General features: G+C 67.3%; 21 protein-coding genes and 1 tRNA gene. 14 read left to right on the top strand and 8 right to left on the bottom strand.

Going from position 1 to position 22,817, the window contains the following annotated elements; genetic code table 11:
* The 3 genes from B7G54_RS36200 to B7G54_RS36190 all read left to right on the top strand — a co-directional run.
* Positions 1 to 237: AMP-binding enzyme (locus B7G54_RS36200; protein WP_425266537.1), on the top strand; the 237-nt coding region annotated here is incomplete at its 5' end.
* 83 nt (positions 238 to 320) lie between these two features.
* Positions 321 to 665, top strand: coding sequence for a DUF4212 domain-containing protein (locus tag B7G54_RS36195; RefSeq protein ID WP_085043469.1), 345 nt, complete (start codon positions 321 to 323; stop codon positions 663 to 665).
* 3 nt (positions 666 to 668) lie between these two features.
* Positions 669 to 2,684: a sodium:solute symporter family protein gene (locus B7G54_RS36190; RefSeq protein WP_085043468.1), complete on the top strand. Its 2,016-nt coding sequence runs from the start codon at positions 669 to 671 to the stop codon at positions 2,682 to 2,684.
* A gap of 231 nt (positions 2,685 to 2,915) precedes the next feature.
* Here the strand turns inward: B7G54_RS36190 and B7G54_RS36185 are convergent.
* Positions 2,916 to 3,006: transfer RNA gene (locus tag B7G54_RS36185), tRNA-Ser, on the bottom strand.
* A 57-nt stretch (positions 3,007 to 3,063) separates the two neighbouring features.
* Positions 3,064 to 3,249, bottom strand: coding sequence for a hypothetical protein (locus B7G54_RS39255; protein WP_085043467.1), 186 nt, complete (start codon positions 3,247 to 3,249; stop codon positions 3,064 to 3,066).
* Between the two features lie 492 nt (positions 3,250 to 3,741).
* On the opposite strand from B7G54_RS39255, the gene B7G54_RS36175 reads away from it, so the two are divergent.
* The 6 genes from B7G54_RS36175 to B7G54_RS36150 all read left to right on the top strand — a co-directional run bounded on the left by B7G54_RS36175 (position 3,742) and on the right by B7G54_RS36150 (position 9,113).
* Positions 3,742 to 4,845, top strand: coding sequence for a toxic anion resistance protein (locus B7G54_RS36175; protein WP_085043466.1), 1,104 nt, complete (start codon positions 3,742 to 3,744; stop codon positions 4,843 to 4,845).
* A gap of 20 nt (positions 4,846 to 4,865) precedes the next feature.
* A complete protein-coding gene (locus B7G54_RS36170) occupies positions 4,866 to 5,612 on the top strand; it encodes a VWA domain-containing protein (RefSeq protein WP_085043465.1) in 747 nt (248 codons plus the stop codon).
* Between the two features lie 46 nt (positions 5,613 to 5,658).
* Positions 5,659 to 6,675, top strand: coding sequence for a DUF475 domain-containing protein (locus B7G54_RS36165; RefSeq protein ID WP_085043464.1), 1,017 nt, complete (start codon positions 5,659 to 5,661; stop codon positions 6,673 to 6,675).
* Positions 6,676 to 6,775: 100 nt separating this feature from the next.
* On the top strand, positions 6,776 to 7,432 hold the full coding sequence (locus tag B7G54_RS36160) for a TerD family protein (RefSeq protein ID WP_085043463.1): 657 nt from the start codon (positions 6,776 to 6,778) through the stop codon (positions 7,430 to 7,432).
* Positions 7,433 to 7,483: 51 nt separating this feature from the next.
* A complete protein-coding gene (locus B7G54_RS36155) occupies positions 7,484 to 8,350 on the top strand; it encodes a hypothetical protein (protein ID WP_085043462.1) in 867 nt (288 codons plus the stop codon).
* A gap of 142 nt (positions 8,351 to 8,492) precedes the next feature.
* Complete coding sequence (locus B7G54_RS36150; RefSeq protein WP_085043461.1) at positions 8,493 to 9,113, top strand: HAD family hydrolase; 621 nt, start codon at positions 8,493 to 8,495, stop codon at positions 9,111 to 9,113.
* Between the two features lie 24 nt (positions 9,114 to 9,137).
* Here B7G54_RS36150 and B7G54_RS36145 read toward each other — a convergent pair whose 3' ends face one another.
* The gene (locus B7G54_RS36145) at positions 9,138 to 10,247 is read right to left on the bottom strand and encodes a fatty acid desaturase (RefSeq protein ID WP_085043460.1); all 1,110 of its coding nucleotides are present in this window, start codon (positions 10,245 to 10,247) and stop codon (positions 9,138 to 9,140) included.
* A gap of 205 nt (positions 10,248 to 10,452) precedes the next feature.
* Here B7G54_RS36145 and B7G54_RS36140 point away from each other — a divergent pair, with 205 nt between their 5' ends.
* Positions 10,453 to 11,490 carry an AraC family transcriptional regulator gene (locus tag B7G54_RS36140; protein ID WP_085043459.1) on the top strand — a complete coding sequence of 346 codons (1,038 nt, stop codon included), beginning with the start codon at positions 10,453 to 10,455 and terminating at the stop codon, positions 11,488 to 11,490.
* A 61-nt stretch (positions 11,491 to 11,551) separates the two neighbouring features.
* Here the strand turns inward: B7G54_RS36140 and B7G54_RS36135 are convergent, their stop codons facing one another.
* The 5 genes from B7G54_RS36135 to cysD all read right to left on the bottom strand — a co-directional run bounded on the left by B7G54_RS36135 (position 11,552) and on the right by cysD (position 18,482).
* On the bottom strand, positions 11,552 to 12,601 hold the full coding sequence (locus B7G54_RS36135) for a lactonase family protein (RefSeq protein ID WP_085043458.1): 1,050 nt from the start codon (positions 12,599 to 12,601) through the stop codon (positions 11,552 to 11,554).
* The gene (locus B7G54_RS36130) at positions 12,588 to 13,955 is read right to left on the bottom strand and encodes an MFS transporter (RefSeq protein WP_085043457.1); all 1,368 of its coding nucleotides are present in this window, start codon (positions 13,953 to 13,955) and stop codon (positions 12,588 to 12,590) included. Before B7G54_RS36130 ends, B7G54_RS36135 begins: the two co-directional genes overlap by 14 nt.
* 307 nt (positions 13,956 to 14,262) lie before the next feature.
* Entirely contained in the window at positions 14,263 to 15,450 is a 1,188-nt protein-coding gene (locus tag B7G54_RS36120) for a helix-turn-helix transcriptional regulator (protein ID WP_085043455.1), read from the bottom strand.
* Between the two features lie 129 nt (positions 15,451 to 15,579).
* Entirely contained in the window at positions 15,580 to 17,502 is a 1,923-nt protein-coding gene (gene cysN, locus B7G54_RS36115; RefSeq protein WP_085043454.1) for a sulfate adenylyltransferase subunit CysN, read from the bottom strand.
* The gene (gene cysD, locus B7G54_RS36110) at positions 17,502 to 18,482 is read right to left on the bottom strand and encodes a sulfate adenylyltransferase subunit CysD (protein WP_279628104.1); all 981 of its coding nucleotides are present in this window, start codon (positions 18,480 to 18,482) and stop codon (positions 17,502 to 17,504) included. Before cysD ends, cysN begins: the two co-directional genes overlap by 1 nt.
* 130 nt (positions 18,483 to 18,612) lie before the next feature.
* Between cysD and B7G54_RS36105 the strand changes: the two genes are divergently transcribed.
* The 4 genes from B7G54_RS36105 to B7G54_RS36090 are packed head-to-tail and all read left to right on the top strand — an operon-like array spanning position 18,613 to position 22,743.
* Entirely contained in the window at positions 18,613 to 19,722 is a 1,110-nt protein-coding gene (locus B7G54_RS36105) for a DUF1214 domain-containing protein (protein WP_085043452.1), read from the top strand.
* Positions 19,719 to 20,912, top strand: coding sequence for a sulfotransferase family protein (locus B7G54_RS36100; protein ID WP_085043451.1), 1,194 nt, complete (start codon positions 19,719 to 19,721; stop codon positions 20,910 to 20,912). Before B7G54_RS36105 ends, B7G54_RS36100 begins: the two co-directional genes overlap by 4 nt.
* A 41-nt stretch (positions 20,913 to 20,953) precedes the next feature.
* Entirely contained in the window at positions 20,954 to 21,745 is a 792-nt protein-coding gene (locus tag B7G54_RS36095; protein WP_085043450.1) for an SDR family oxidoreductase, read from the top strand.
* Between the two features lie 17 nt (positions 21,746 to 21,762).
* A complete protein-coding gene (locus tag B7G54_RS36090) occupies positions 21,763 to 22,743 on the top strand; it encodes an acetyltransferase (protein WP_085043472.1) in 981 nt (326 codons plus the stop codon).
* Positions 22,744 to 22,817: the final 74 nt, after the last annotated feature.

The following is a 22,817-nucleotide window of genomic DNA, read 5'->3' as shown; positions in this document are numbered from 1 at the left end:
CCGGAAGGCGAGGAAGCCGCGGCGCTCGCGAAGACGCTGCGCGACTGGGTCGGCAAGCAGATCGGGCCGATTGCGAAGCCGAAGGACATCCGTTTCGGCGACAACCTGCCGAAGACGCGCTCGGGCAAGATCATGCGGCGCCTGCTGCGCTCGCTCGCGAAGGGCGAGGCGATCACGCAGGATACGTCCACGCTCGAGAACCCGGCCATCCTCGAGCAGCTCGCCGAAGTGCGCTGATCGGACCGGTTGCGCATCACGCGCACGAGCCCCTGCGCGGCAATCCCGATTGCCCGCGCAGGGGCTTTTTGTTACATAACGGCATGACCGTTCCGACCCGTTCGGCGCCTGCTGCGCCCCCGCCCGTTCCCGAGCCCCTCGCGCGTGCCCACGCGCGCTACTGGCGCTTCAACGTCGCGCTGATCGCGGTGCTGATGGTGATTGGCTTTTCGGTGTCGTTCATCGTGCCGTTCTTCGGGCCCGCCCTCGCCGGGGTTCGTTTCGCCGGCTTCAGCCTGCCGTTCTATGTCGGCGCGCAGGGCGCGATTCTCGTGTATCTCGTGCTGATCGTCGTCTACATCGGGCTGATGCAGCGCGCGGACCGCACGCTGCGCCGTGCGTACGACGATCATGCGTCGCGCGCCGGCCATGCGAACGGCGGGCGCTGATTCATGCTGACGCATCGACTGATCCGCGCATACGCGCTCTACACGCTCGGGTTTCTCGGGTTCGTGCTGCTGATGTGGCGGATCGAGCGTGCCACCGGCTCCGGCGTCTGGATCGGCTATGTATTCCTGTTCGTGCCGATCGCCGTGTATGCGGTGATCGGGCTGCTGTCGCGCACGTCCGATCTCGTCGAGTACTACGTGGCCGGGCGGCGCGTGCCGTCCGCGTTCAACGGGATGGCGACGGCGGCCGACTGGCTGTCGGCCGCGTCGTTCATCGGCCTGGCCGGATCGCTCTACTCGACCGGCTACGACGCGCTCGCGTACGTGATGGGCTGGACGGGCGGGTTCTGCCTCGTCGCGTTCCTGCTCGCGCCTTATGTGCGCAAGCTCGCGCGCTACACGATTCCCGATTTTCTCGGGACGCGCTTTTCGAGCACGGCCGTGCGCGCACTGGCGGCCGGCGCGGCGATCCTGTGTTCGTTCGTGTATCTGGTCGCGCAGATCCAGGGGATCGGCCTGATCGCGACGCGCTTCATCGGCGTCGATTTCGCGATCGGGATTTTCTGCGGGCTCGCCGGCATTCTCGTGTGCTCGTTTCTCGGCGGGATGCGCGCAGTCACGTGGACGCAGGTCGCGCAGTACATCATCCTGATCAGCGCAATCCTGATTCCGGTCTCGCTGATCGCGATGAAGAACGGGCTCGGCCCCGTGCCGCAGTTCAGTTACGGCAAGCTGATGGAGCGTGTCGCGGCGCGCGAGGCGCAGGTGCGCGATGCGACCGACGAACAGCAGGTGCGCGACGCGTATCGCCGGCAAGCCTCGGATATCCAGACGCGACTCGACCGGCTGCCGGCATCCTATGCGGACGCACGCCGGCATCTCGTCGACCAGCTTGCCGACCTGAGGCGCCACAACGGGCCGCTGCGCGAGATCAGCCAGCGCGAGCGCGAACTGGCCGACTTCCCGCGCGATCCGGCGGCAGCGCGTGTCGCGTGGACGCAGGTGCGCGACGATCTGCTGGCCCGGGCCGAGCCGCCCGTGCCGATGCACGAACCGTTTCCCGCCGCGAGCGATGACGAACGCAAGCCGCGCGAGCGGAATTTCCTTGCGCTGCTGCTGTGCCTGTCGCTCGGCACCGCGAGCCTGCCGCACATCCTGACCCGCTACAACACGACCACGTCGGTCGCGTCGGCACGGCGCTCGGTCGGCTGGACCTTGTTCTTCATCGCGCTGTTCTACCTGAGCGTGCCGGTGCTCGCGGTGCTGATCAAGTACGAGATCCTCGCGAACCTCGTCGGGCGGCCGTTCGCCGAATTGCCGGCGTGGGTCACGCAATGGCATCACTTCGAACCCGACCTGATCAGCGTCGTCGAGGTGATTCGCGACGGCATCGTGCACTGGTCGGAAATCCAGATGCAGCCGGACATGGTCGTGCTGGCTGCGCCGGAGATTGCCGGGCTGCCGTATGTCGTGTCGGGGCTGATCGCGGCCGGTGCGCTTGCCGCGGCGCTATCGACCGCGGACGGGCTGCTGCTGACGATCGCGAACGCGCTGTCGCACGACGTCTATTACTGCATGGTCGCGCCCGATGCGTCGAGCCAGCGGCGCGTGACGATCTCGAAGGTGCTGCTGCTCGGCGTCGCGCTGTTTGCGTCGTATGTCGCGTCGCTCAATACCGGGAAGATCCTGTTTCTCGTCGGCGCCGCGTTTTCGCTCGCGGCTTCGAGCTTCTTTCCGGTGCTCGTGCTCGGCGTATTCTGGAAGCGCACGACGACGCGCGGCGCGATCGCCGGGATGGTGACGGGGCTCGCGGTGTGCGTGTACTACATCGTGTCGACCTATCCGTTCTTCACGCAGCTGACCGGGTTCGCGGGGCGCACGTGGTTCGGGATCGAGCCGATCAGTTCGGGAGTGTTCGGGGTGCCGGCGGGGTTCGCGGTGGCGATTGTGGTGAGTCTGTTTGATCGAAAGCCGGATGAGTATACGCGGGCGCTGGTGGATTACATTCGGCATCCGTGACGCGGGAGGCGAGGCCGATGCTTGGCACGTCGGCCCGACAAAACGAAAAGCCCCTGATTCGCAGGGAAATCGGGGGCTTCGCGTATTCTGACGGAGAAGGGGATTCACCCGCACGAGCGCGGGCCGTGGAGTGCTTGCAAGCGAATACCGTCGAATTCGCCGCGCGAGCCGAACCATCGGCTGGCTGTTCTCAGGAAACGAAAATGCCCGCTGGCGCGGGCATTTGAATACTGGCGGAGAGAGGGGGATTCGAACCCCCGATAGGCGATTAACCTATACACGCTTTCCAGGCGTGCGACTTAAACCACTCATCCATCTCTCCGGAAGACCGAGAGTATAGCAAACTCTGGCGCCAGCCCGCCACTCCCTTTGGCGCTTGTCAGAAATCGGTCGTCATCGACAGCCACGCCGACCGCAGATCGCCCGGCGTCAGATATCCGCCGATCGTCGACAGCCCGTACGACTTGTTCGCGACGTTGCACAGCGGCGCGCGGAACTTCGTCTTCTTGCAGGAAAACGACCTCTTCGGAAATACCTTCAACACGTCGGCATGGCTCGGTGACATGGGTGCCGGTGCTGCGTTGACCAATGGGGGCCGCCGTCACGATGCGCGTCCAGCGTCGCAAGGCTATTCGGAGTAGGACCTGGCGCAATACATTGCATGTCCGCCCGTCAAGCATCGACGGATACACCGTCCGCGGTGCGTTGCGATGACACCCTCCCGGCATTAAGCAATCTGTAACAATCAGCGGAATAGCAAGAAGTCTGTTCTTTCAAAATGCTTTCTGTTTTTCGTTGCCGGTACTTCCCGGGAAATCCGCGATCTCGCTCCATCAAGGCATTTGCCCCTGCGCCACCAGAAGCAGTATCGAGATATTCCTCGAATACATTACATATCGTATGGAAATTGAAAGATTTGCTCGGCTTGACGCGCCGCACTGTCGCCATTTATTGTCCGTCTGCCGCCCGTGAGAGAGCACCGACGGCCATCGCGGATGCGCGCCTCGCGCGCACGACAACACGCAGCAGAAAGCAGAAAAGGAAACGTGGTAGCCACATGAAGCCGCTATTCGACGACAAGAACTCCAATGCGGTCAGCGATCGTCCTTCCACTCCGTCTTCGTCATCCGTTGCAGCGCCTGCCGCAGTGCCTGCCGCCGCCGTTGCCGTACCGGCAACACGCCCGGCGGAGCTCGCCCGCCTGATCACCGTCGACGAGATCGACCAGCTCGGCGCGACGCAGGGCACGCGGATCGCGGCCTTCTCCCAGCAGATTCTCGCGAGCGTCCGGGCATCGGACGCCGATCAGTTCGGCGACAAGCTCAACGAACTGATCGCGACCGCGAAGGGGCTCGACCCGCGCGGCGCCGACAAGGGCGGGCTGCTCACGCAGGTCACGCGGCTGTTCCGCTCGACCAAGGAGAAGCTGCTGTCGCAATACGAATCGGTGAGCAAGCGGATGGACACGCTCGTCGTCGAGCTCGAGAACCATGCGCAGCGGCAGAAGGCCGGCATCGACGAACTCGAGCGGATGTACAACGACAACTACGCGCTGCACCAGGAGCTCGCGCAGTCGAAGGCGCACGGCGAAACGGCGCTCGCGACGCTGCGCGCGCATCTCGCGGCCGGCCAGCAGCCGGCGGACGACGCGTTCGCCGCGCAACGCCTGCTTGACGTGAAGCGCAAGGTCGACGCGCTCGAAAGCAAGCTCGACGACCTCGACCGCGCGATGCTGATGTCGAAGCAGCTCGCGCCGCAGATCCGGATGGAGCAGGACCAGAAACGCACGCTGACGTCGAAGTTCATGACGATCAAGACCGTGCTGATCCCCGCGTGGACCAACGCGTTCGCGCTGTATCTCGAGCAGCTCAGCACGAAGCGCGCGGCGGCGCTCGCGAACGCGACGTACGACGCGGCCGACGAGGCGATCCGCGCGCAGGCCGACCTGAACCGCCAGAACGCGCAGGAAGTCGCGAAGCTCGGCCAGCGCCCGGTGATCTCGACCGACACGTTCGAATACGCGCAGCAGCAGCTGTTCGGCGCATTCGACGACATCACGCAGATCATCGCCGACGGCAAGCGCCAGCGCGAGCAGGACGCACCGCGCCTGCGCCAGCTCGAACAGGACCTGATCACCCGATTCGCTCCGAAGCACAACTGAGAGAACTGAGAGAACACCGCATGATTACGCTTGAGAAACGCGCGGCGAAGGTCGCGATCGTCCTCGAAAAACGCCAGATCCTGAAGCCGCCCGTCGTGCGCGTCGGCGCGGCGCTCGACATCTCGGGCTCCGCGAAGCCGCTGTACCAGTCGGGCGTGATCCAGGAGACGCACGACCGGATTCTCGGCATCGCACTGAAGTTCGACGACAACGGCGAAGTCGACACGTGGACCTTCACCGAAGGCTACGACCGGCTGCCGACCGCGACGCCGGACAACTACGGCTCGTATATCTCCGACCACGTGCTCGACGCGCGGATCGACAAGTGGGGCGGCACGCAGTACGCGCCGGTGATGAACGACATCGTCGACTTCTTCTTCCGCGCGCCGGAGCCGTCGCCGAAACGCGAAGCCAAGCGCGGCTTCCTGAGCCGGCTGTTCGGCGGTGCGGACGACACGCCCGCGCCGGCCGCTTCCGCGCCGGTGAACGGCCACCTGCCCGCGTGGGTGCTGTTCGTCACCGATGGCCAGAACCCGAAGAACGACCGCAAGCGCGTGCGCCAGCTGCTGGCCGAGTCGCAGCACTACCCGCTGTACTGGTCGCTCGTCGGCGTCGGCGATCCGGGCGAATTCGGCTTTCTCGCGGAAATTGCAGCCGAGATGCCGAACGTCGGCTTCCTGCACCTCGAATCGCTCGACATCAGCGACGAACAGATCTACGAACATTTGATCACGCAGGAATTCTGCGACTGGGTGCGCGCGAAGTAAGCGCGGCCCGCCCATTTTTTATCCAGAACTCGATTACCTCCCCATCATGTTGAAAGACTTCAAGATCCCGCTGTCGCTCACGGTGCTCGCACTCGTCGCAGCCTATCTCCTCGGCGGCGTGAAGGACATGCTGATCGTCGCGGTCCTGTCGGTGCTCGAAATCTCGCTGTCGCTCGACAACGCGGTCGTCAACGCATCGGTGCTCAAGAACTGGTCGGAGAAGTGGCGCAACCGCTTCATGGTGTTCGGCCTGCCGGTCGCCGTGTTCGGCATGCGGCTCGTGTTCCCGCTGCTGATCGTCGCGGTGATCGGCCACATCGGCATGTGGGACGCGCTGACGCTCGCGATCGAGTCGCCGGAGAAGTACGCGGCGATCCTCACGTCCGCGCATCACCAGGTATCCGCGTTCGGCGGCGCGTTCCTGCTGATGGTGTTCTTCAAGTTCATGCTCGACACCGAGAAGGACGAGCACTGGATCGGCTTCCTCGAAGGCCCGATGCGCCATCTCGGCCGCATCACGGCGCTGGAAGTGGCGCTGACGCTCGCGATCGTGATCGTCGCGTCGTTCTACGTGCCGGCCGCCGAGCAGGTCAGCTTCCTGCTCGCGGGTGCGCTCGGCGTGATCAGCTTCGTGATCGCGCACGGTATCGGCGATCTGATCGGCGGTGAGGAAACGGGCACGCGCGTGGTGCGCGAAGGCGTCGCGGGTTTCATGTATCTCGAAGTGCTCGATTCGTCGTTCAGCTTCGACGGCGTGATCGGCGCGTTCGCACTGTCGAACAACATCTTCCTGATCGCGCTCGGCCTCGGCGTCGGCGCGGCCTATATCCGGGAGATGACGCTCGTGCTGCTGAAGAAGGGCACGCTCGCGCAGTATCGCTATCTCGAACATGGCGCGTTCTGGGCGATCGGTGCGCTCGCAACGATCATGTTCCTGGGCGTGAAGCTCGAGGTGCCCGAAGTCGTCACGGGCCTGATCGGCGCGGCGACGATTGCCGCGGCCGTGTGGTCGTCGATCGTCGTGCAGCGCAAGGAAGACCGGACTGCCGTGGCAGGCGAGTGACCACGCGTTACGCGCGGGTCGAACACCAATAACGAGGGGCCGCGCAGGGCGGCCCGGCATTGCCGCCGGCGCAATGGCGGTTCCAGCAGAAGAGGTTCAGATGATCAATTTGTCGAAAGGCGGTCGCGTCAACCTGTCGAAGGAAGCGCCCGGCACGCAGAAGTTTCGCATCGGTCTCGGTTGGGACGCGAACGCGACGGACACGGGCACGGATTTCGATCTCGACGTGTCGGTGTTCCTGTGCAAGTACGACGCGCAGAGCAATCCGAAGCTGATCTCGGATCAGCACTTCGTGTTCTACAACAGCGAAGTGCGCACGATGGAGCGCAAGGAAACCTTCATCCAGCCGGGCGACGATTTTCCGAAGCGCGGGATGCCCGCATCGAAGTGCCTGGGTGTCGTGCATAGCGGCGATAACCGCACGGGCAGCGGCGACGGCGACGACGAGGTGATCTTCATCGACGTGACGAAGCTCGCTGCAGACGTCGAGGAAATCTCGGTGGTCGTGACGATCGACCAGGCCGAAGCGCGCCGCCAGAATTTCGGCCAGGTACGCCACAGCTACATCCAGATCGCCGACGAAGTGTCGGGTGTGGTGATCGCGAAGTATGCGCTCGAGGAAGACTTCTCGATGGAGACGTCGGTGCAGGTCGGCAGCTTCTATCGCCGTGACGGCCACTTCATGTTCAAGGCGGTCGGCGCCGGCTACAACCGCGGCCTGGGCGACTTCGTGCGCGCGTACGGCGGCGCGGTCTGACTGGCGGCAGTCCGGCCGGCGGGACACCGCCGCGCCGGGCAGGAAGCAGCGATGACGAATCCGTCCGACGAGCCGAAGCGGCTCGAGTTCGATACGACGCCCGAGCGCACGCCCGGGCGTCTTGCGTTCGACGCGCCGCCGGCGGCTGCGACGCCGGTTGCGCGTGCGCCCGAGCGGCCGGCACCGCAAGCGCTCGACTTCGGGCCCGTGCCCGACAAGGCCGTGCGCTCGGCGCCGGCCGAGGCGGTCGGTCGCGCCGTGTTCGGCGAATCGAACCATCCCCAGCTCGAAGCGTGCTTCCGCGCCGCGCAGGCCAGCTTCCCGAATCTCTATCCCGACTATGCGCCGCGCATCGAGCGGCACATCCGGCAACTGGTGCCGCTGAAGCTCGCGACGGTCGCGACGATCGGCGACGGCGCGCTGGAGGCGGCGGGCAACCTCGTCGAAGCCGTCGCGGCAACGACGCGCGAATTCAACGAACTCGGCGCGGCCGACATGATGGCCGGCATGCTCGCGCAGGCGACGCGCAAGGCCGGCATGTTCGAACGCTGGTTCGGCGCGGCGTCGGGCCATGTCGACTACCGCGCGGCGATCGGGGCGCTCAAGCAGTCGCTCGGCTTCTTTCCGCGCCGTACCGAGGATCTCGCCGCGAAGGTTCGCCATGCGGAAGAAAACCTCGTGGTCGTGCTCGCGGCATTGAGCGCGGTATCGGACGTCGTGCGCGCACCCGGCGACGCGGGCGTCGAGCGCACGCTGTTCGACCGCCGCAACATCGTCGGGCAGGCGGTGCAGCAGATCCGCATGCAACCCGCGCAACTGCGCGGGCTCGACGAGCGCGTGACCGATCTGCTGTCGCGCGCCGATCACCTGATGAACGTCGTGCTGCCGGCGGCATTGGCGGCGCGGCCGCAGCGCTGAACGCAAGGCACGACCGGCACGAATGCGCGCGCTGCGGCGCGCGTGTTCGCTGCACGGGCCGCGCGGCGTCATGCTATTTCGCGTATGAGGGTGCGAGTCTGCTATCTTCCCGGGCATCTCATCGCTTTCCCGCCGATTCTCCATGACTGACCGCATCGTTGCCGCATTCGATTTCGACGGCACCATCACGACGACCGACAGCTTTCGCCATTTCGTCCGCTATGCGGTCGGCACGCCGCGCTTCGCGTGGGCCGGATTGCGTGCACTGCCGTGGATCGTCGCGATGAAGGCCGGGCTGCTGTCGCGCGGCGACGCGAAGGCGAAGTTCGCGTCGTTCGCGTTCGGGCCGGTGCGCGAGGACGCGCTCGATGCGCAGGCGGGCACGTTCGTCGACACATATCTGCCGAGCCTCGTGCGGCCGGAAATGCTCGAACGCATCCGCGAGCATCGGGCGCGCGGGCATGAAGTCGTGCTGGTGAGCGCGTCGCCGTCGCTGTATCTGGAGAAGTGGGCGAAGACGGCCGGCTTCGATGCGGTGCTCGCGACGCGGCTGGCGTTCGAGCGCGGCACCTTCGCCGGTCGGCTCGACGGCGAGAACTGCTGGGGGCCGCAGAAGGTCGTGCGGCTGCGCGGGTGGTGGGGCAACCGGCCGCCGCAACAGTTGTTCGCGTACGGCGACAGCCGGGGCGACAAGGAAATGGCCGAGCTCGCGAACTGGTCGTGGATCCGCGGGCAAGGGCCGATGCCGCCGATCGGCGGCTGAGGCGGTGCGGCGCGGGCGTTCGCGTTACGCGTCGGCTTGCGCGTGGCGAGCGCTGCGCGACGGACGATACGCGCCCCAGCGATTCGCCCGCACGAACGTGCCGACGTCGTTGAAGCGCACGCCGACTTCACGCAGCGCCGCATGCGCGGTGCGCGCGGTCAGCTGGCGGATGTAGAACGGGTCGCGCACCACGAAGTGATGGATCGCGTGCGTGCTGCCGAAGTTGAAGCAGAACAGCTGGAACGGCAGCATCCACCACGGGTTGAGCACCTGCGTCTGCTGGATCACGTTGCGCGAGTCGATATCGCCGAAGTAGTGCATGTTCGAGCTGACGAAGTTGATGCAGAAGCTGCGCACGAAGTTCGGCCCGAGCCATACCACGGCCAGGAAATCGACGACGCTCATCACGCGTGCGACGAGGGCCGGCACCGTCACCGGGTAGCCGAACGCATGCAGCGTGAACAGGCCGACGTGATAGACGATGAACGCATGCCACAGCACGTAATACACGTGACCGACCGGCATGTACGACGACACCTGCTCGACGCGCAACTGCAGGCGCTCGGACGGATCCTGCACCGGCTGCGCCGCCACATACTGCTTCACCTTGCGGCGCATCGCGGCGGGCCGCAGCACGACGGCGAGCATGCCGTCCGCGATCATCAGCAGGCGCTTCACGCCCCAGCGTTCGCCGTTGGTGATGCCGAATTCCTCGAGATCCGATTCGCCGCCCGACACCTTGTGGTGATGCAGGTGCATGCGCCGCCGCGTCCACGGGTTGATCGTGCCGGGCCGCGTGAGCCAGCACAGCGCCATCATCAGGTGATAGGCCCACGGCGTCTTCTTGAAGTACATCAGGTGGATCAGGTCGTGCTCGAGCTCGTGGATCAGCGACGTGACGAACGCGGCGAGCGGCAGCGCGGCGTACCACGCGATCGCACCGCGCGCATACAGCCATGCGATCGCGAGCATCGCGCTCACCGAGACGGCCATCACGGTCGCGCCGACGAGGTTCTGGTTGTCGAGCAGCGGAAAGCGCGCGCGGATCGCGTCGCTCGCGGCGTTGACCTCGCGGCGGACGTACGCGACCTTGTCCGCGTCGTTGCGAAAGGCGGTTCGTGCGGATTGGCTCATCGACCGGGATTCCTGCGGAAAGAGTGGGGCGCAATGCCGATGTGACAAGCATAGGCGCGCGCCCGAGCGCACGCGAGGGCCGCAGGTGCCAATGGTAGTGTCATTTCGGGCCACGATGGTCTGCCGGCGCGGCTAGAGTTTCACCCCGGTGTCATTGCGGGCCAGCGACGCTACAATCCGCCGAAACCGCACCGGAGTCCGCCGCATGGCCCTGTTCGTCCCGGATGCCGCGCGCCAGCTGAACAAGGCGACGGTGTCGTCCGCGTATGCGCTGTTCATGCTGATGCTGGCCGAGGAGCGCGGCATCGACGGCGGGCGCATTCTCGCCGGCTCGGGCGTCGAGCGCGACCGGCTCGCGCAGCCCGATGCACGCATCACGCCGCTGCAGCAGGCGGCGATCGTGTTCAACCTGCTCGACGCCACGGACGATCCGTCGATCGCGATCGAGATCGGCCTGCGCAGCAGCCTGACGAAAGCGGGACTGATCGGCTTCGGGCTGATGAGCTGCGCGACGCTCGGCGAGGCAATCTCGCTCGGCATCCGCTACCTGCCGACGCGCGTGCCGTTCTTCTCGGTGCGGCTCGCGCAGATCGACGGGATCGTCGACATCGACGTGCTCGAAGCGTTTCCACTCGGCCGGCTGCGGCAGTTCGCGGTCGAGAACTTCCTGGTCGAGACGGCGATCCTGTTCAACTCGCTGCTGTATCCGGTGCCGGGGCGCACGCTGCAGTCGCGTGCCGAACTCCATTTCGAATGGTCCGAGCCGCCGTGGTTCGAGCGTTATCGCGGGAGGCTGCCGCGCTGCCATTTCGACGCCAGCGCGAACCGCATCCGCTGCGATGCCGCGCTGCTCGACGAACCGATCGGCACCGCGAACGCGCACACCGCGCAGATGATCGTGCAGCAGTGCGAGGCCGAACTCGCGCGGCTCGGCTATGCGGAAAGCGTCGTCGAGCGCGTGCGCAACCTGCTGATCTGCGGCGAGGCCGGTTATCCGTCGGTCGACGACGTCGCGCGCGAGCTGCATGTGTCGGCGCGGACGCTCAAGCGCAAGCTCGCCGAGTACGGCGCGACCTATTCGGCGCTGCTCGACGAGATCCGGCTGCGCGACGCGCTGCGGCTGCTCGAGGGCACACGGCTGCCGGTCGACGAGATCGCGGCGCGCGTCGGCTATACGGACCGCGCCAATTTCACGCGGGCGTTCAAGCGTTGGACGGGCGTCGCGCCGAGCGAGCGGCGCTGAACGCGGGCAGGCACGGGCCTGCGTGGCGGGCCTGCAGAGTCATGACCCGCATGTCGCCGTTTCAGACGATCGCGACCCAGTTCGCGCCGCGCCCCCCGGGCACGCGTGCGTGCGGCGACAGCGCGCCGTCGTCCGGCGCGATCGCGTACACCGACACGTATTCCGACTGTTCGCCGCAGGCGACGAGCCAGCGCCCCGACGGGTCGATCGCGAACCCGCGCGGCTGCGTCTCGGTGGCGGTCGCATGCGCGGGTTCGAACGTGCCGTCTTCGGTGCGGCGATAGCAGAGCAGGCGGCTCGACGAGCGTTCGCTGACATACGCGAAACGCTCGTCGGGCGTCAGGTGCAGGTCGGCCGCCCAGACGGACGGCTCGGCGGGCGCGGGCGGCCGTGCATGGCCTTGCGCGAGTTCGGCGACGGCCGGATGGCGCGCGCTCACGTGCGCATCGCCGAGCCGGCCGCTGTCGGGGTCGCGCGCGAACGTGGCGAGGGTGGCCTGGAATTCGCTGACGACGACGAGTGCACGGCCGTCACGCGCGAACCGCAGGTGACGCGGGCCGAAGCCGGCCGGCACGCGCGTTTCGCCGTGTTCGCGCGCGCGCAGGCCGGCCGCGTCCTCGACGAGCGCGAAGCTGAACACGCGATCCGAGCCGAGCGAACTGACGTACGCGAAGCGGTTGTCCGGCGACACGATCACCGAGTGCGCATTCGCGATGCCGCCCGCGACCTGCAGCGGCGTGCCGTCGCCGTCGCGCACGCGCGCGGCGTCGTAGAGGCTCAGCGAATTCCCGCCGTACGATGCGCCGAGCAGCCAGCGGCCGCTGCGGTCGAGCGACAGGTACGCATGGCTTGCGTCGATCGCGGTCGTGCCGATGCGTGCGAGCGCGCCGGTGGCCGGCACGACGCGGAACGCGACGATCGTCGGCTGTTCGCCGCGTGTCGCGACATAGAGCCGTGCGCGGTCGGGCTGCACGGCGATCGGCATCGCGACGTCGGCGGCCGGGTAGCGCGCGAGCGGCGCGAGCGTGCCGTCGCCGGCGAGGGAGAACGTGGCGAGGTCGCCGTCGGCGGCATTCGAGACGACGACGGTCAGGCGGTCAGTGTTCGGCATGGCGGAGCATCGAAGCATTCGTGAAGGATTCGTCGGCCGGCAGGCCGCGCGGCGGATCGCTGCGCCGGTGCGTGCGTGCGAACAGCGCGGCAACCGCGGCGACGAGCGAAGCAATCGCAAGCGCATACAGCCCGCCCGTGATCGAACCCGTATGTTGCTTCAGATAGCCGAAAGCCGTCGGCGCGACGAAGCCGCCGAGGTTGCCGACCGAGTTGATCAGCGCGATCACGGCCGCGGCCACGCGGGTGTCGAGATAGCCCTGCGGGATCGGCCAGAACAGCGACGACGCGGCCTTGAAACCGAGCGCGGCAAAGCAGATCGACGCGAACGACCAGACCGGGTCGTGCGACGTCGACGCGAACAGCCCGCATGCGGCGAGCACGAGCGCGCACGCGAGCCAGCGCTGCGGATGCTTCCATTTCGACGACAGCACCGCGAAGCCGTACATCGCGCCGATCGCGATCATCCACGGAATCGTGTTGTACAGGCCAACCTGGAAATCGGTGAGGCCGCCCATCTTGCGGATGATCGTCGGCAGCCAGAACGTCGCCGCGTAGATCGTCAACTGGATCGAGAAGTACAGGAAGCAGAACAGCATGATCTGCGGATCGCGCAGCAGCGCAGTGGCGCGCACCGGCACGTTCGAGCGGACGTCGCGCGTCGCGCGCTCTTCGTCGAGCGCGTGCTGGAGCGCGGTGCGTTCCTCGGCCGTGAGCCACGTCGCGTCGCGGATATGCGATTTCAGCAGCAGCCAGCTCGCGCCGCACAGCGCAACCGAGAACAGCCCTTCGACCAGGAACATCCATTGCCAGCCTTCGAGGCCGAAGCCACGGATCGACAGCAGCGCGCCGGTGACGGGCCCGGACAGCACCGACGCAAACGCGGAGCCGCCGAGGAAGATCGCCATCGCCTTGCCGCGCTCCTGCGGCGGCAGCCATTGCGACAGGTACAGCACGACGCCGGGGAAGAAACCGGCCTCGGCCGCGCCCAGCAGGAAGCGCAGCGTGTAGAACGACGTGTCGTTCCACACGAATGCCATCGCGGCCGCGACGATGCCCCACGTCGCCATGATCCGCGCGAGCCACACGCGTGCACCGTAGCGCTGCATCAGCAGGTTCGACGGCACTTCGAACAGCGCGTAGCCGACGAAGAACAACCCGGCGCCGAGGCCGTACGCGGCCGCGCCGATGCCGATCGACGCTTCGAGGTGGCGATCGACGAAGCCGACGTTCACGCGGTCGATGTAGTTCGCGATGAACATGATCAGCACGAGCGGCAGCACGTGCCACTTTACTTTCGAGACGGCGGACGCGAGCGGGTCGCGTCCGGGCAGGGCGGGCGAGGGCGGGTTCAAGCGTGTCTCCGGTCGGGCGGCGGCGGACGCGGCGGGTGCACGCGTCAGCGTCAGGGTGGCGATCTGTGTAGTATGTCGTCGTATGACATGGTACGCCTGAGTGCCAATGAGGACGTCGCGGGTTTACCCGGGAATTACCCAGATATTTGGGGGATTCATAAGATTCGCCGGTTATTCATTCATGTCTGATGACGTATGACATGAAATGAGCATACGCCCATCGCCGGATACCTGGGCGCGACCTGCGCGCGGGGGGGGGCATCGACCGGGCAGCCGGCAGCGCTTACGCCGCCCGCCGTCGCGGCTGCTATGCCATCGACACGACGCTGTTGAGCAGCGTCTTCACGAGCACGGCCTGCCGCGTCGCACCCGTTTTCGCGAAGATGCCGCGCAGGTGGGCACGCGCGGTGTTCTTCGTGATGCCGGTCGCGGCGGCTGCTTCGTCGAGCGTCAGCCCTTCGACGAGCAGCAGTGCGATTTCGGTTTCCATCGGCGTGAGCCGGAACAGCCGGTGCAGCATGTCGCGCGACGTCTGCGGCGACGACGCCGGATCGCGGACGAACACTGCGACGGCCGGCCGGTGCTGACGGTCCTCGGCGCCGCGGTACGGTGCGAGCGGGCGCAGCAGCACGCTCAACGGCATCGCGCCGCCGGGGCGCGACAGCGTGGTGGCTTCGATGCGGGCGAGCGCGCCCGCGCGGAAATGCTCGAGCGCGGCCTGCAACGCCTTCTGGAGCCGCCGCTCGTCCAGCGGGCACGACGCGTGGAGCCGCTCCTGGCGCACGCACAGCCCGTCCTGCCGCTCGATCAGCCGCTCGGCGATGCGGTTGCGCTTGATCACGCGGCCGTCCTCGTCGACGATCGCGGTGCCGACATCGAGCCGGTCGACGGTGCCCGCGTACAGCGCGCGTTCGGCATCGAGCACGTCGAACGCCGCGTGCAACTCGACCGCCCGCTGCAGGTGCGGCAGCAGCGTCGCGACCTGCGCGCGCTCGGCCGCGTCGAAATCGCGGCCGCCGTGCGCGCGGCTCACGAAGAACGCGCATTCGACGCCGCGTTCGCCGCGCAGGTTCGCGCCAAGGATGTAGCGCAGGTCGAGCGGCTGCAGGTACTGCCGGTAGAAAGCGTGCGCGCGCCACGCGGTTTCGCCGAACAGCCGGTCGGCCGTGAAGACCTGGCCGGGCGGCTGGTCGAGAAACGGGCACAGCGCGTAGAACTGCTCGCTGTACGACGGCTCGCCGGGCAGCAGCGGGCCGTGCGCCGACGCGTTGATGATGAGCCCGTGCCGTGTGCCGCCCGGATTGCGCAGCACCAACGTAGTGAAACTCGCGTCGAGCCGCACGCGGACCGCTTCGAGGAAGCCGGCCCACGGGGTCGCTTCCGACGGGCCCTGATAGACGAGCCCGAGCCACGCGCTGAGTTCGCGCGCCGTCCACGCCGCGTCGTCGAAACCGTCGTGTGCGGCCGGATCGCCGGGCGCCAGCGCGATGGGCATGCTCGTATTCTCCTGGGCGGGATGAAGGGTTCCAGGACCAGCATACCGGCCGGCCGGCGGCCCGCGTCATCCGAACGGAGTAGGCGGCGCGGGCAGGCGGGCAACCGTCGGGCCGCCCGCTTGCGGCGCTTACGCCGCGCGCTCGCGCAGCAGGTGCGCGACGATGCGGTCGGCCGCTTCCTCCGGCGACTCGGCCACCGTGTCGACGCGCAGTTCGGGCTGCGCGGGCGGCTCGTACGGCGAATCGATGCCCGTGAAGTGCTTCAGCTCGCCGCGCCGCGCCTTCTTGTACAGGCCCTTCGGATCGCGCTCCTCGGCGATCGCGAGCGGCGTGTCGACGAACACTTCGACGAACTCGTCGGGGCCGACCAGTGCGCGTGCCATGTCGCGCTCCGCGCGGAACGGCGAAATGAACGACACGAGCGCGATGAGCCCCGCGTCGAGCATCAGCCGCGCGACTTCGGCGACGCGCCGGATGTTCTCCACGCGATCGGCCTCGGTGAAACCGAGATCGCGATTGAGCCCGTGCCGCACGTTGTCGCCGTCGAGCAGGTACGTGTGCTTGCCGAGCGCGTGCAGCCGCTTCTCGACGAGGTTCGCGATGGTCGACTTGCCGGCGCCCGACAGGCCCGTCAGCCACACGATGCGCGGCGTCTGCGCCTTCTGCACGGCACGCGCGGCGCGGTCGACGTCGACGGCCTGCCAGTGCACGTTGTGCGCGCGGCGCAGCGCGAAGTGCAGCATCCCGGCGCCGACCGTGTCGTTGGTGAAGCGGTCGATCACGATGAAGCCGCCCGTGTGGCGGTTGCGGTCGTACGGATCGAACGCGACGGGCCGGTCGAAGCTCAGGTTGCACACGCCGATCTCGTTGAGCGCGAGCGTGCGCGCCGCGAGATGCTCGCGCGTGTTCACGTCGATCTTGTACTTCGGCGTCGCGCAGGTCGCGCCGACCGTCTGCGTGCCCAGTTTCACGAAATACGGGCGGCCGGGCAGCAGCGGCTCGTCGTGCATCCACACGAGCGTCGCCTCGAACTGGTCGGCCACCTCGGGCGGCGCATCCGCGCGCGCGATCATGTCGCCGCGGCTGACGTCGATCTCGTCGGCGAGCGTGAGCGTCACCGCGTCGCCGGCGCGCGCGATGTCGCTGTCGCCGCCTTGCGTGATCACCGACGCGACGCGGCTCTCCTTACCGGACGGCAGCACGCGCACGCGCTCGCCGACACGGATCTCGCCCGATGCGATGCTGCCCGCGTAGCCGCGGAAATTCAGGTGCGGGCGGTTGACCCACTGCACCGGCAGCCGGAACGGCTCGTCGCGCGTCACGCGGGCGGCGATCGGCAGCGTATCGAGATGCTGCATCAGCGGCGGGCCTGCGTACCACGGCATGCGCGCGCTCGGTGCGATCACGTTGTCGCCGCGCAGCGCCGACATCGGAATGCTGACGATCTCCGCCAGCCCGAGCTCGGCCGCGAACGCGCGATAGTCGGCGTCGATGCGCTCGAACACGGCGCGGTCGTAGTCGACCAGGTCCATCTTGTTGATCGCCAGCACCACGCGCTTGATGCCGATCAGCGCGACGAGATGGCTGTGGCGGCGCGTCTGCACGAGCACACCCTTGCGCGCGTCGATCAGGATCACGGCGAGATCGGCGGTCGATGCGCCGGTGATCATGTTGCGCGTGTACTGCTCGTGGCCGGGCGTGTCGGCGACGATGAACTTGCGCCGCGCGGTCGCGAAGAAGCGGTACGCGACATCGATCGTGATCCCTTGTTCGCGCTCGGCCGACAGGCCGTCGACGAGCAGCGCGAAATCGAGTTCGCCGCCCTGCGTGCCGACCTTCTTCGAATCGGCCTCGAGCTGCATGAGCTGGTCGTCGAACAGCATGTTCGATTCGTAGAGCAGGCGGCCGATCAGCGTGCTCTTGCCGTCGTCGACGCTGCCGCACGTGATGAAGCGCAGCAGGTCCTGGGTTGGCGCGTGCGCTTCGTCGGCAGCGCGGGTATCGGGGGTGGGGCGCGCGTGCGTGTCGGGCGCAGTGAGAACGTGTGCCATCAGAAATATCCCTCCTGTTTCTTCTTTTCCATCGAACCGGCCGAATCGCTGTCGATCAGCCGTCCTTGACGTTCGGACGTGCGCGTCTCGCGCATCTCCTGCAGGATGTCGTCGAGCGACGTCGCGTCGCTGTCGATCGCACCCGTCAGCGGATAGCAGCCGAGCGTGCGAAAGCGCACCTTGCGCATCTGCGGCACTTCGCCTTCGCGCAGCGGCAGGCGTTCGTCGTCGACCATGATCAGCGCGCCGTCGCGCTCGACCACGGGCCGTTCCTTCGCGAAGTAGAGCGGCACGATCGGGATGTCGTAAAGCCGGATGTACTGCCAGATGTCGAGCTCGGTCCAGTTCGAGATCGGGAACACGCGCAGGCTCTCGCCCTTGCGCTTGCGTGCGTTGTACAGCGACCAGAGTTCGGGGCGCTGGCGCTTCGGGTCCCAGCGGTGCTGTTCCGAGCGCAGCGACACGATGCGCTCCTTCGCGCGCGATTTCTCCTCGTCGCGGCGGGCGCCGCCGAACGCGGCGTCGAAGCCGTAGCGATCGAGCGCCTGCTTGAGCCCCTGCGTCTTCCATACATCCGTATGCACGGCCGAGCCGTGCGTGAACGGATCGATGCCGTTCGCGACGCCGTCGGGGTTGATGTGCACGCGCAGGTCGAGGCCGAGGCGCGCGGCCGTCTCGTCGCGAAACGCGATCATCTCGCGGAATTTCCAGGTCGTATCGACGTGCAGCAGCGGAAAGGGCGGCTTCGCCGGGTAGAACGCCTTCATCGCGAGATGCAGCATGACCGAGCTGTCCTTGCCGATCGAATACAGCATCACCGGGTTGTCGCTCTCCGCGACCACCTCGCGCATGATGTGGATGCTTTCGGCCTCCAGCCGCTCCAAGTGGGTCAACATCGTTCGTCTCCTTGTTTCATGCCGGCGCCGCGCGACATGTGCGGCGTTTCGTGCATGACGCCAACGGTATCGAGCGAACGGCACGCCGCTCTTCGTCCGGGTGGACTAAACCGCGGCGCGGCGGTGGAGCGGATCTTTCCTTAGTCCACCCGGACGAAGTGGCGCGCGGCGGCGGCGCTTAAGGTGAGCGCTCGACCATCGGCGGAGACGACACATGACGGACGACACACGTGCCACGCAACTGCTATCGGGCCAGACCTGGGCCGATTTCTGCGACACCCTGAAACGCAGCGGACAACAGATCCTGCGCGCGGAGGCGCCGAACGACCCGCTGACACGCGCGGAAGGGTTCCGCTACCTGAGCCGGCTGATGCGCATCGCGCTCGAAATGCACGTCGAGTTCGCGGACGGCGCGTGGCCCGGCTTCTTCTCGCCGTCGCACGAGACCGCGAAGATCGGCGCCGACAATCCCGACAACCTGTATCAGTACGCGCGTCTCGACGGCCGCTGCGAATACCGCGTGACGGGGCGGCGCGGCACGGTGGCGTACCTGAGCTTCGGCACGCAGAAGGGCGGCTACGAGACCGACGGCAAGATGCTGCAGACGGGCTTTCTCGATGCGAAGCAGCTCGAGATCGCACCGGACGGCAGCGTCGAGATCGTGTTGAGCGAGACGCCGCGCGCGGGCAACTGGGTGCGCATGGAGCCGGGCACGAACGCGCTGCTGGTGCGCCAGACCTTCCTCGACCGGCGCGCGGAAACGCCGGCGCAACTGAAGATCGAGCGCATCGGCGCGCACGACCGTCCGGCACCGCTCGACCCGCTCGTACTGCAGGGCGGCCTCACGCGCGCCGCGCAGTTCGTCGAGCAGACGTCGAAGCTGTTCGCGGACTGGGCTGCGAGCTACCGGTCGCACGTGAATGCACTGCCGCCGGCCGACCAGGCGCTGTGCCAGTCGGTCGGCGGCGATCCGAACATCTACTACTACCACTCGAGCTGGTCACTGGCCGACGACGAAGCGCTGGTGATCGACGTCGACACGGTGCCCGACTGCGATTTCTGGAACGTGCAGCTCAACAACTACTGGATGGAGTCGCTCGATTACCGGCACTTCGATATCTGCGTGAACAAGCACAGCGCACGGCTGAACGCGGACGGCGGCGTGACGGTGGTCGTCGCGGCCGCGCGGCCGGGTGAAGCAAACTGGCTCGATACGGCCGGGCATCGCACCGGCACGATCTGCTGGCGCTGGGTGGGCGCCGCGCAGCCCGTGCATCCGCGCACGCGTGTGGTGAAGCTCGCGACGCTGACGGAGGCCGCATGAACGCACCGCTGGATCGAACCCGCACGCTGCTCGCGCCCGACGGGTTGATCGCCGAAGCCGTGTCGCGCACGGACGGACTGACCGTGTTCGGCGACGGGCCGTATCGCGAGGCACTCGACGTGATGTGCGCGTCGCTGATCGACGAAGCGAAACTGTCCGCGCGCGGCGCGGAAATGATGCGCGAAAAGCTTGTGGGCCAGCTCGTGAACCGGCTCGTCGTCGAGGAATACTTCCGGCGTCATCCGGAGATCGCGGAGATCGAAATCGACGATCCGCTCGTGATCGTCGGCCTGCCGCGCACGGGCACGACGCTGCTGCAGCGCCTGCTGGCCGTCGACCCGCGCTTCCACACGGCCGCGTGGTGGGAAACGCGCTATCCGGCGCCGCTCGAGGGCGAGACGCTCGCCGAGCCGACGGTGCGCATCGCACGCGCGCAGGCCGAGGTCGCGATGATGATCGACTGCATTCCGCAGGTCCTGACGATCCATCCGCTCGATGCGATGCTCGCCGACGAGGAGTTCATGCTGATGGAACATTCGTTCGTGTGCGCGATGGATTCGTACGCGAATGTGCCGCGCTATACGGCGTGGCTCGCGCGGCAGGATCTCACGCCGGTCTATACGTACCTGAAGCGGATGCTGCAGTTCCTGCAATGGCAGAAGGCGCAGCGCGATGTCGCGCCGGCCGCGCGCTGGCTGCTGAAGACGCCGCAGCACCTGCATGCGCTCGACGTGCTGTGCCGCGTGTTTCCGCGCGCGCAGGTCGTGTTGACGCACCGCGATCCGGCGCAGACGATTCCGTCGGTGGCGAGCATGGCGCACACGTTGTGGCAGATGTATGCGGACGATCCCGATCCGCTTGCCGTCGGCGCGCAGTGGAATGCGGGGATGGCACGTGCGATCGGCGCGGCGATGGCCGCGCGCGACGCGCTGCCGGCCGACCGGTTCCTCGACGTGCGTTTCGAGGACACGGTGTCGAATCCGCTCGGCGTTGCCGAGGCCGTGTACGCCTTTGCCGGGATGCCGCTCGATGCGCGGCAGCGCGCGGCGATGACGCACTGGATGGCGTGCAACGGCCGCGACAAGCGTGCGGCGCACGACTATTCGATCGCGCGCTTCGGCTTCACCGAAGCGCAACTTGCGCGCGACTTCGCCGCGTATCGCGCGCGGCACCTGCGGGCGGCCGGCTGACGGCCTGGCTCGCGAGACCAACGATAACCAGGAGACAAGCCATGTTGCTGAAGGACAAGATCGTCGTGATTTCCGGGATCGGGCCGGGGCTCGGCGTGAAGCTCGCCGTCGAGGCTGCGCGCGAGGGCGCGCGCGGCGTGGCCGTCGCGGCGCGCACGATGGAGAAGCTCGACGACGCCGAAACGCGGATCCGTGCGCTTGGCGTCGATTGCGACGTGCTGAAGGTGAAGACCGACATCACCGACCGCGCCCAATGCCGGCAGCTCGCGACGCAGGCCGTCGAGCGTTTCGGCCGGATCGACGCGCTCGTGAACAGCGCATTCGTGCACGGCACGTTTCCGGAACCGGTGGAGGAAGCCGACCTCGATGGCTGGCGCGCGGTGTTCGACACCAACGTGTTCGGTACGATGGCGCTCACGCAGGAAGTCGTGCCGCACATGAAGCGGCAGAAGCGCGGCTCGATCGTGATGATCAACACGCAGGCGACCCGCAAGCCGTTTGCAGGGGAAGGGGGCTACGCTGTATCGAAGGGCGCGCTCGCGGTTGCGGCAAAATACCTGGCGCGCGAACTCGGCGTGCACGGCATTCGCGCGAACAGCATCCACATGGGGTGGATGTGGGGCGTGCCGACGCAGACGTATTTCCGGCAGGCGGCCGCCGAGTACGGGATGACGGAAGAACAGATCGTCGCGCCGATCGCGTCGAACATCGCGCTCGCGAAGCTGCCGACCGACGACGACTGCGCACGTGCCGCGCTGTTCCTCGCGTCGGACTACGCGAACGCGGTGACGGGCGCGACGCTCGACGCGAACGGCGGCGATTTCATGCCTTGACGATGGAGCAATGGATCATGCAGGACAATCAACACGCGCGGCATTTCTTCGCGTTCAATGGCGATGCGGACGGGCTGTGCGCGCTTCAGCAGCTGCGGCTCGCCGAGGGCGTATGCGGCACGCTCGTGACCGGCGTGAAACGCGACATCAAGCTGCTCGAGCGGATCGACGCGCGGGCGGGTGACATCGTCACCGTGCTCGACGTGTCGCACGACCAGAATCGCGACGCGTGCGCGCGGCTGCTGCGCGACGGCGCGACGGTTCGCTATTTCGACCACCACTTCGCGGGCGAGCTGCCCGACGATCCGCGCTTCGACGCGCATATCGACACGGCGGCCGACGTCTGCACGAGCGCGATCGTGAACCGTTATCTCGGCGGCCGGCATGTGCGCTGGGCGATCGTCGCGGCATTCGGCGACGAACTGCCCGCGCTCGGCAACGCGCTCGCGCGCGAGCACGGCGTCGACGACGCCGAACGCGACACACTTGCCGAACTCGGGCTCTATCTGAACTACAACGCGTACGGCGAGTGTGTCGGCGATCTGCATTTCGATCCGGCCGCGCTCGCCGACGCGATGCTGGCCTGCGCCGACCCGCTCGATTTCGTGCGCGAGACGGCCGTGTTCGCCGCGCTGCGCGACGGCTACCGCGACGACATGACGCGTGCGTGCGCACTTGCGCCGCTGCGCGAGGTGCCCGGTGCGACGCTGGTCCGGATGCCTGATCATCCCTGGGCGCGGCGTGCGACGGGCATGCTCGCGAACGAGCGGATGCGCAACGCGCCGCATGCGGCGCTCGCGGTGCTGTCGCCGCGCGCGGACGGCGGGCTCGTCGTCAGCGTGCGCGTGCCCGACGGCCGGCCGCTCGGCGCCGACGAGTTCTGTCGCGGCTTTCCGACCGGCGGCGGGCGCAAGCGCGCGGGCGGCATCAACCATCTGCCGGAAGCCGAGTTCGACGCGTTCGCCGAGCGATTCGAGGCGGCGTTCCGGCTCGATTGACGCGACGGCCCGAGATGCGCGCGCCGTGCAGCCATCGCACGGCGCGCGTGTCGATCGCCGTCGAATACGCGACG

Origin of the sequence: Burkholderia puraquae (assembly GCF_002099195.1) — a bacterium.
Taxonomy (GTDB): Bacteria; Pseudomonadota; Gammaproteobacteria; order Burkholderiales; family Burkholderiaceae; genus Burkholderia; species Burkholderia puraquae.
The sequence above is the reverse complement of the archived record's forward strand: the minus strand, read 5'-3'. Positions and strand labels throughout refer to the sequence as shown.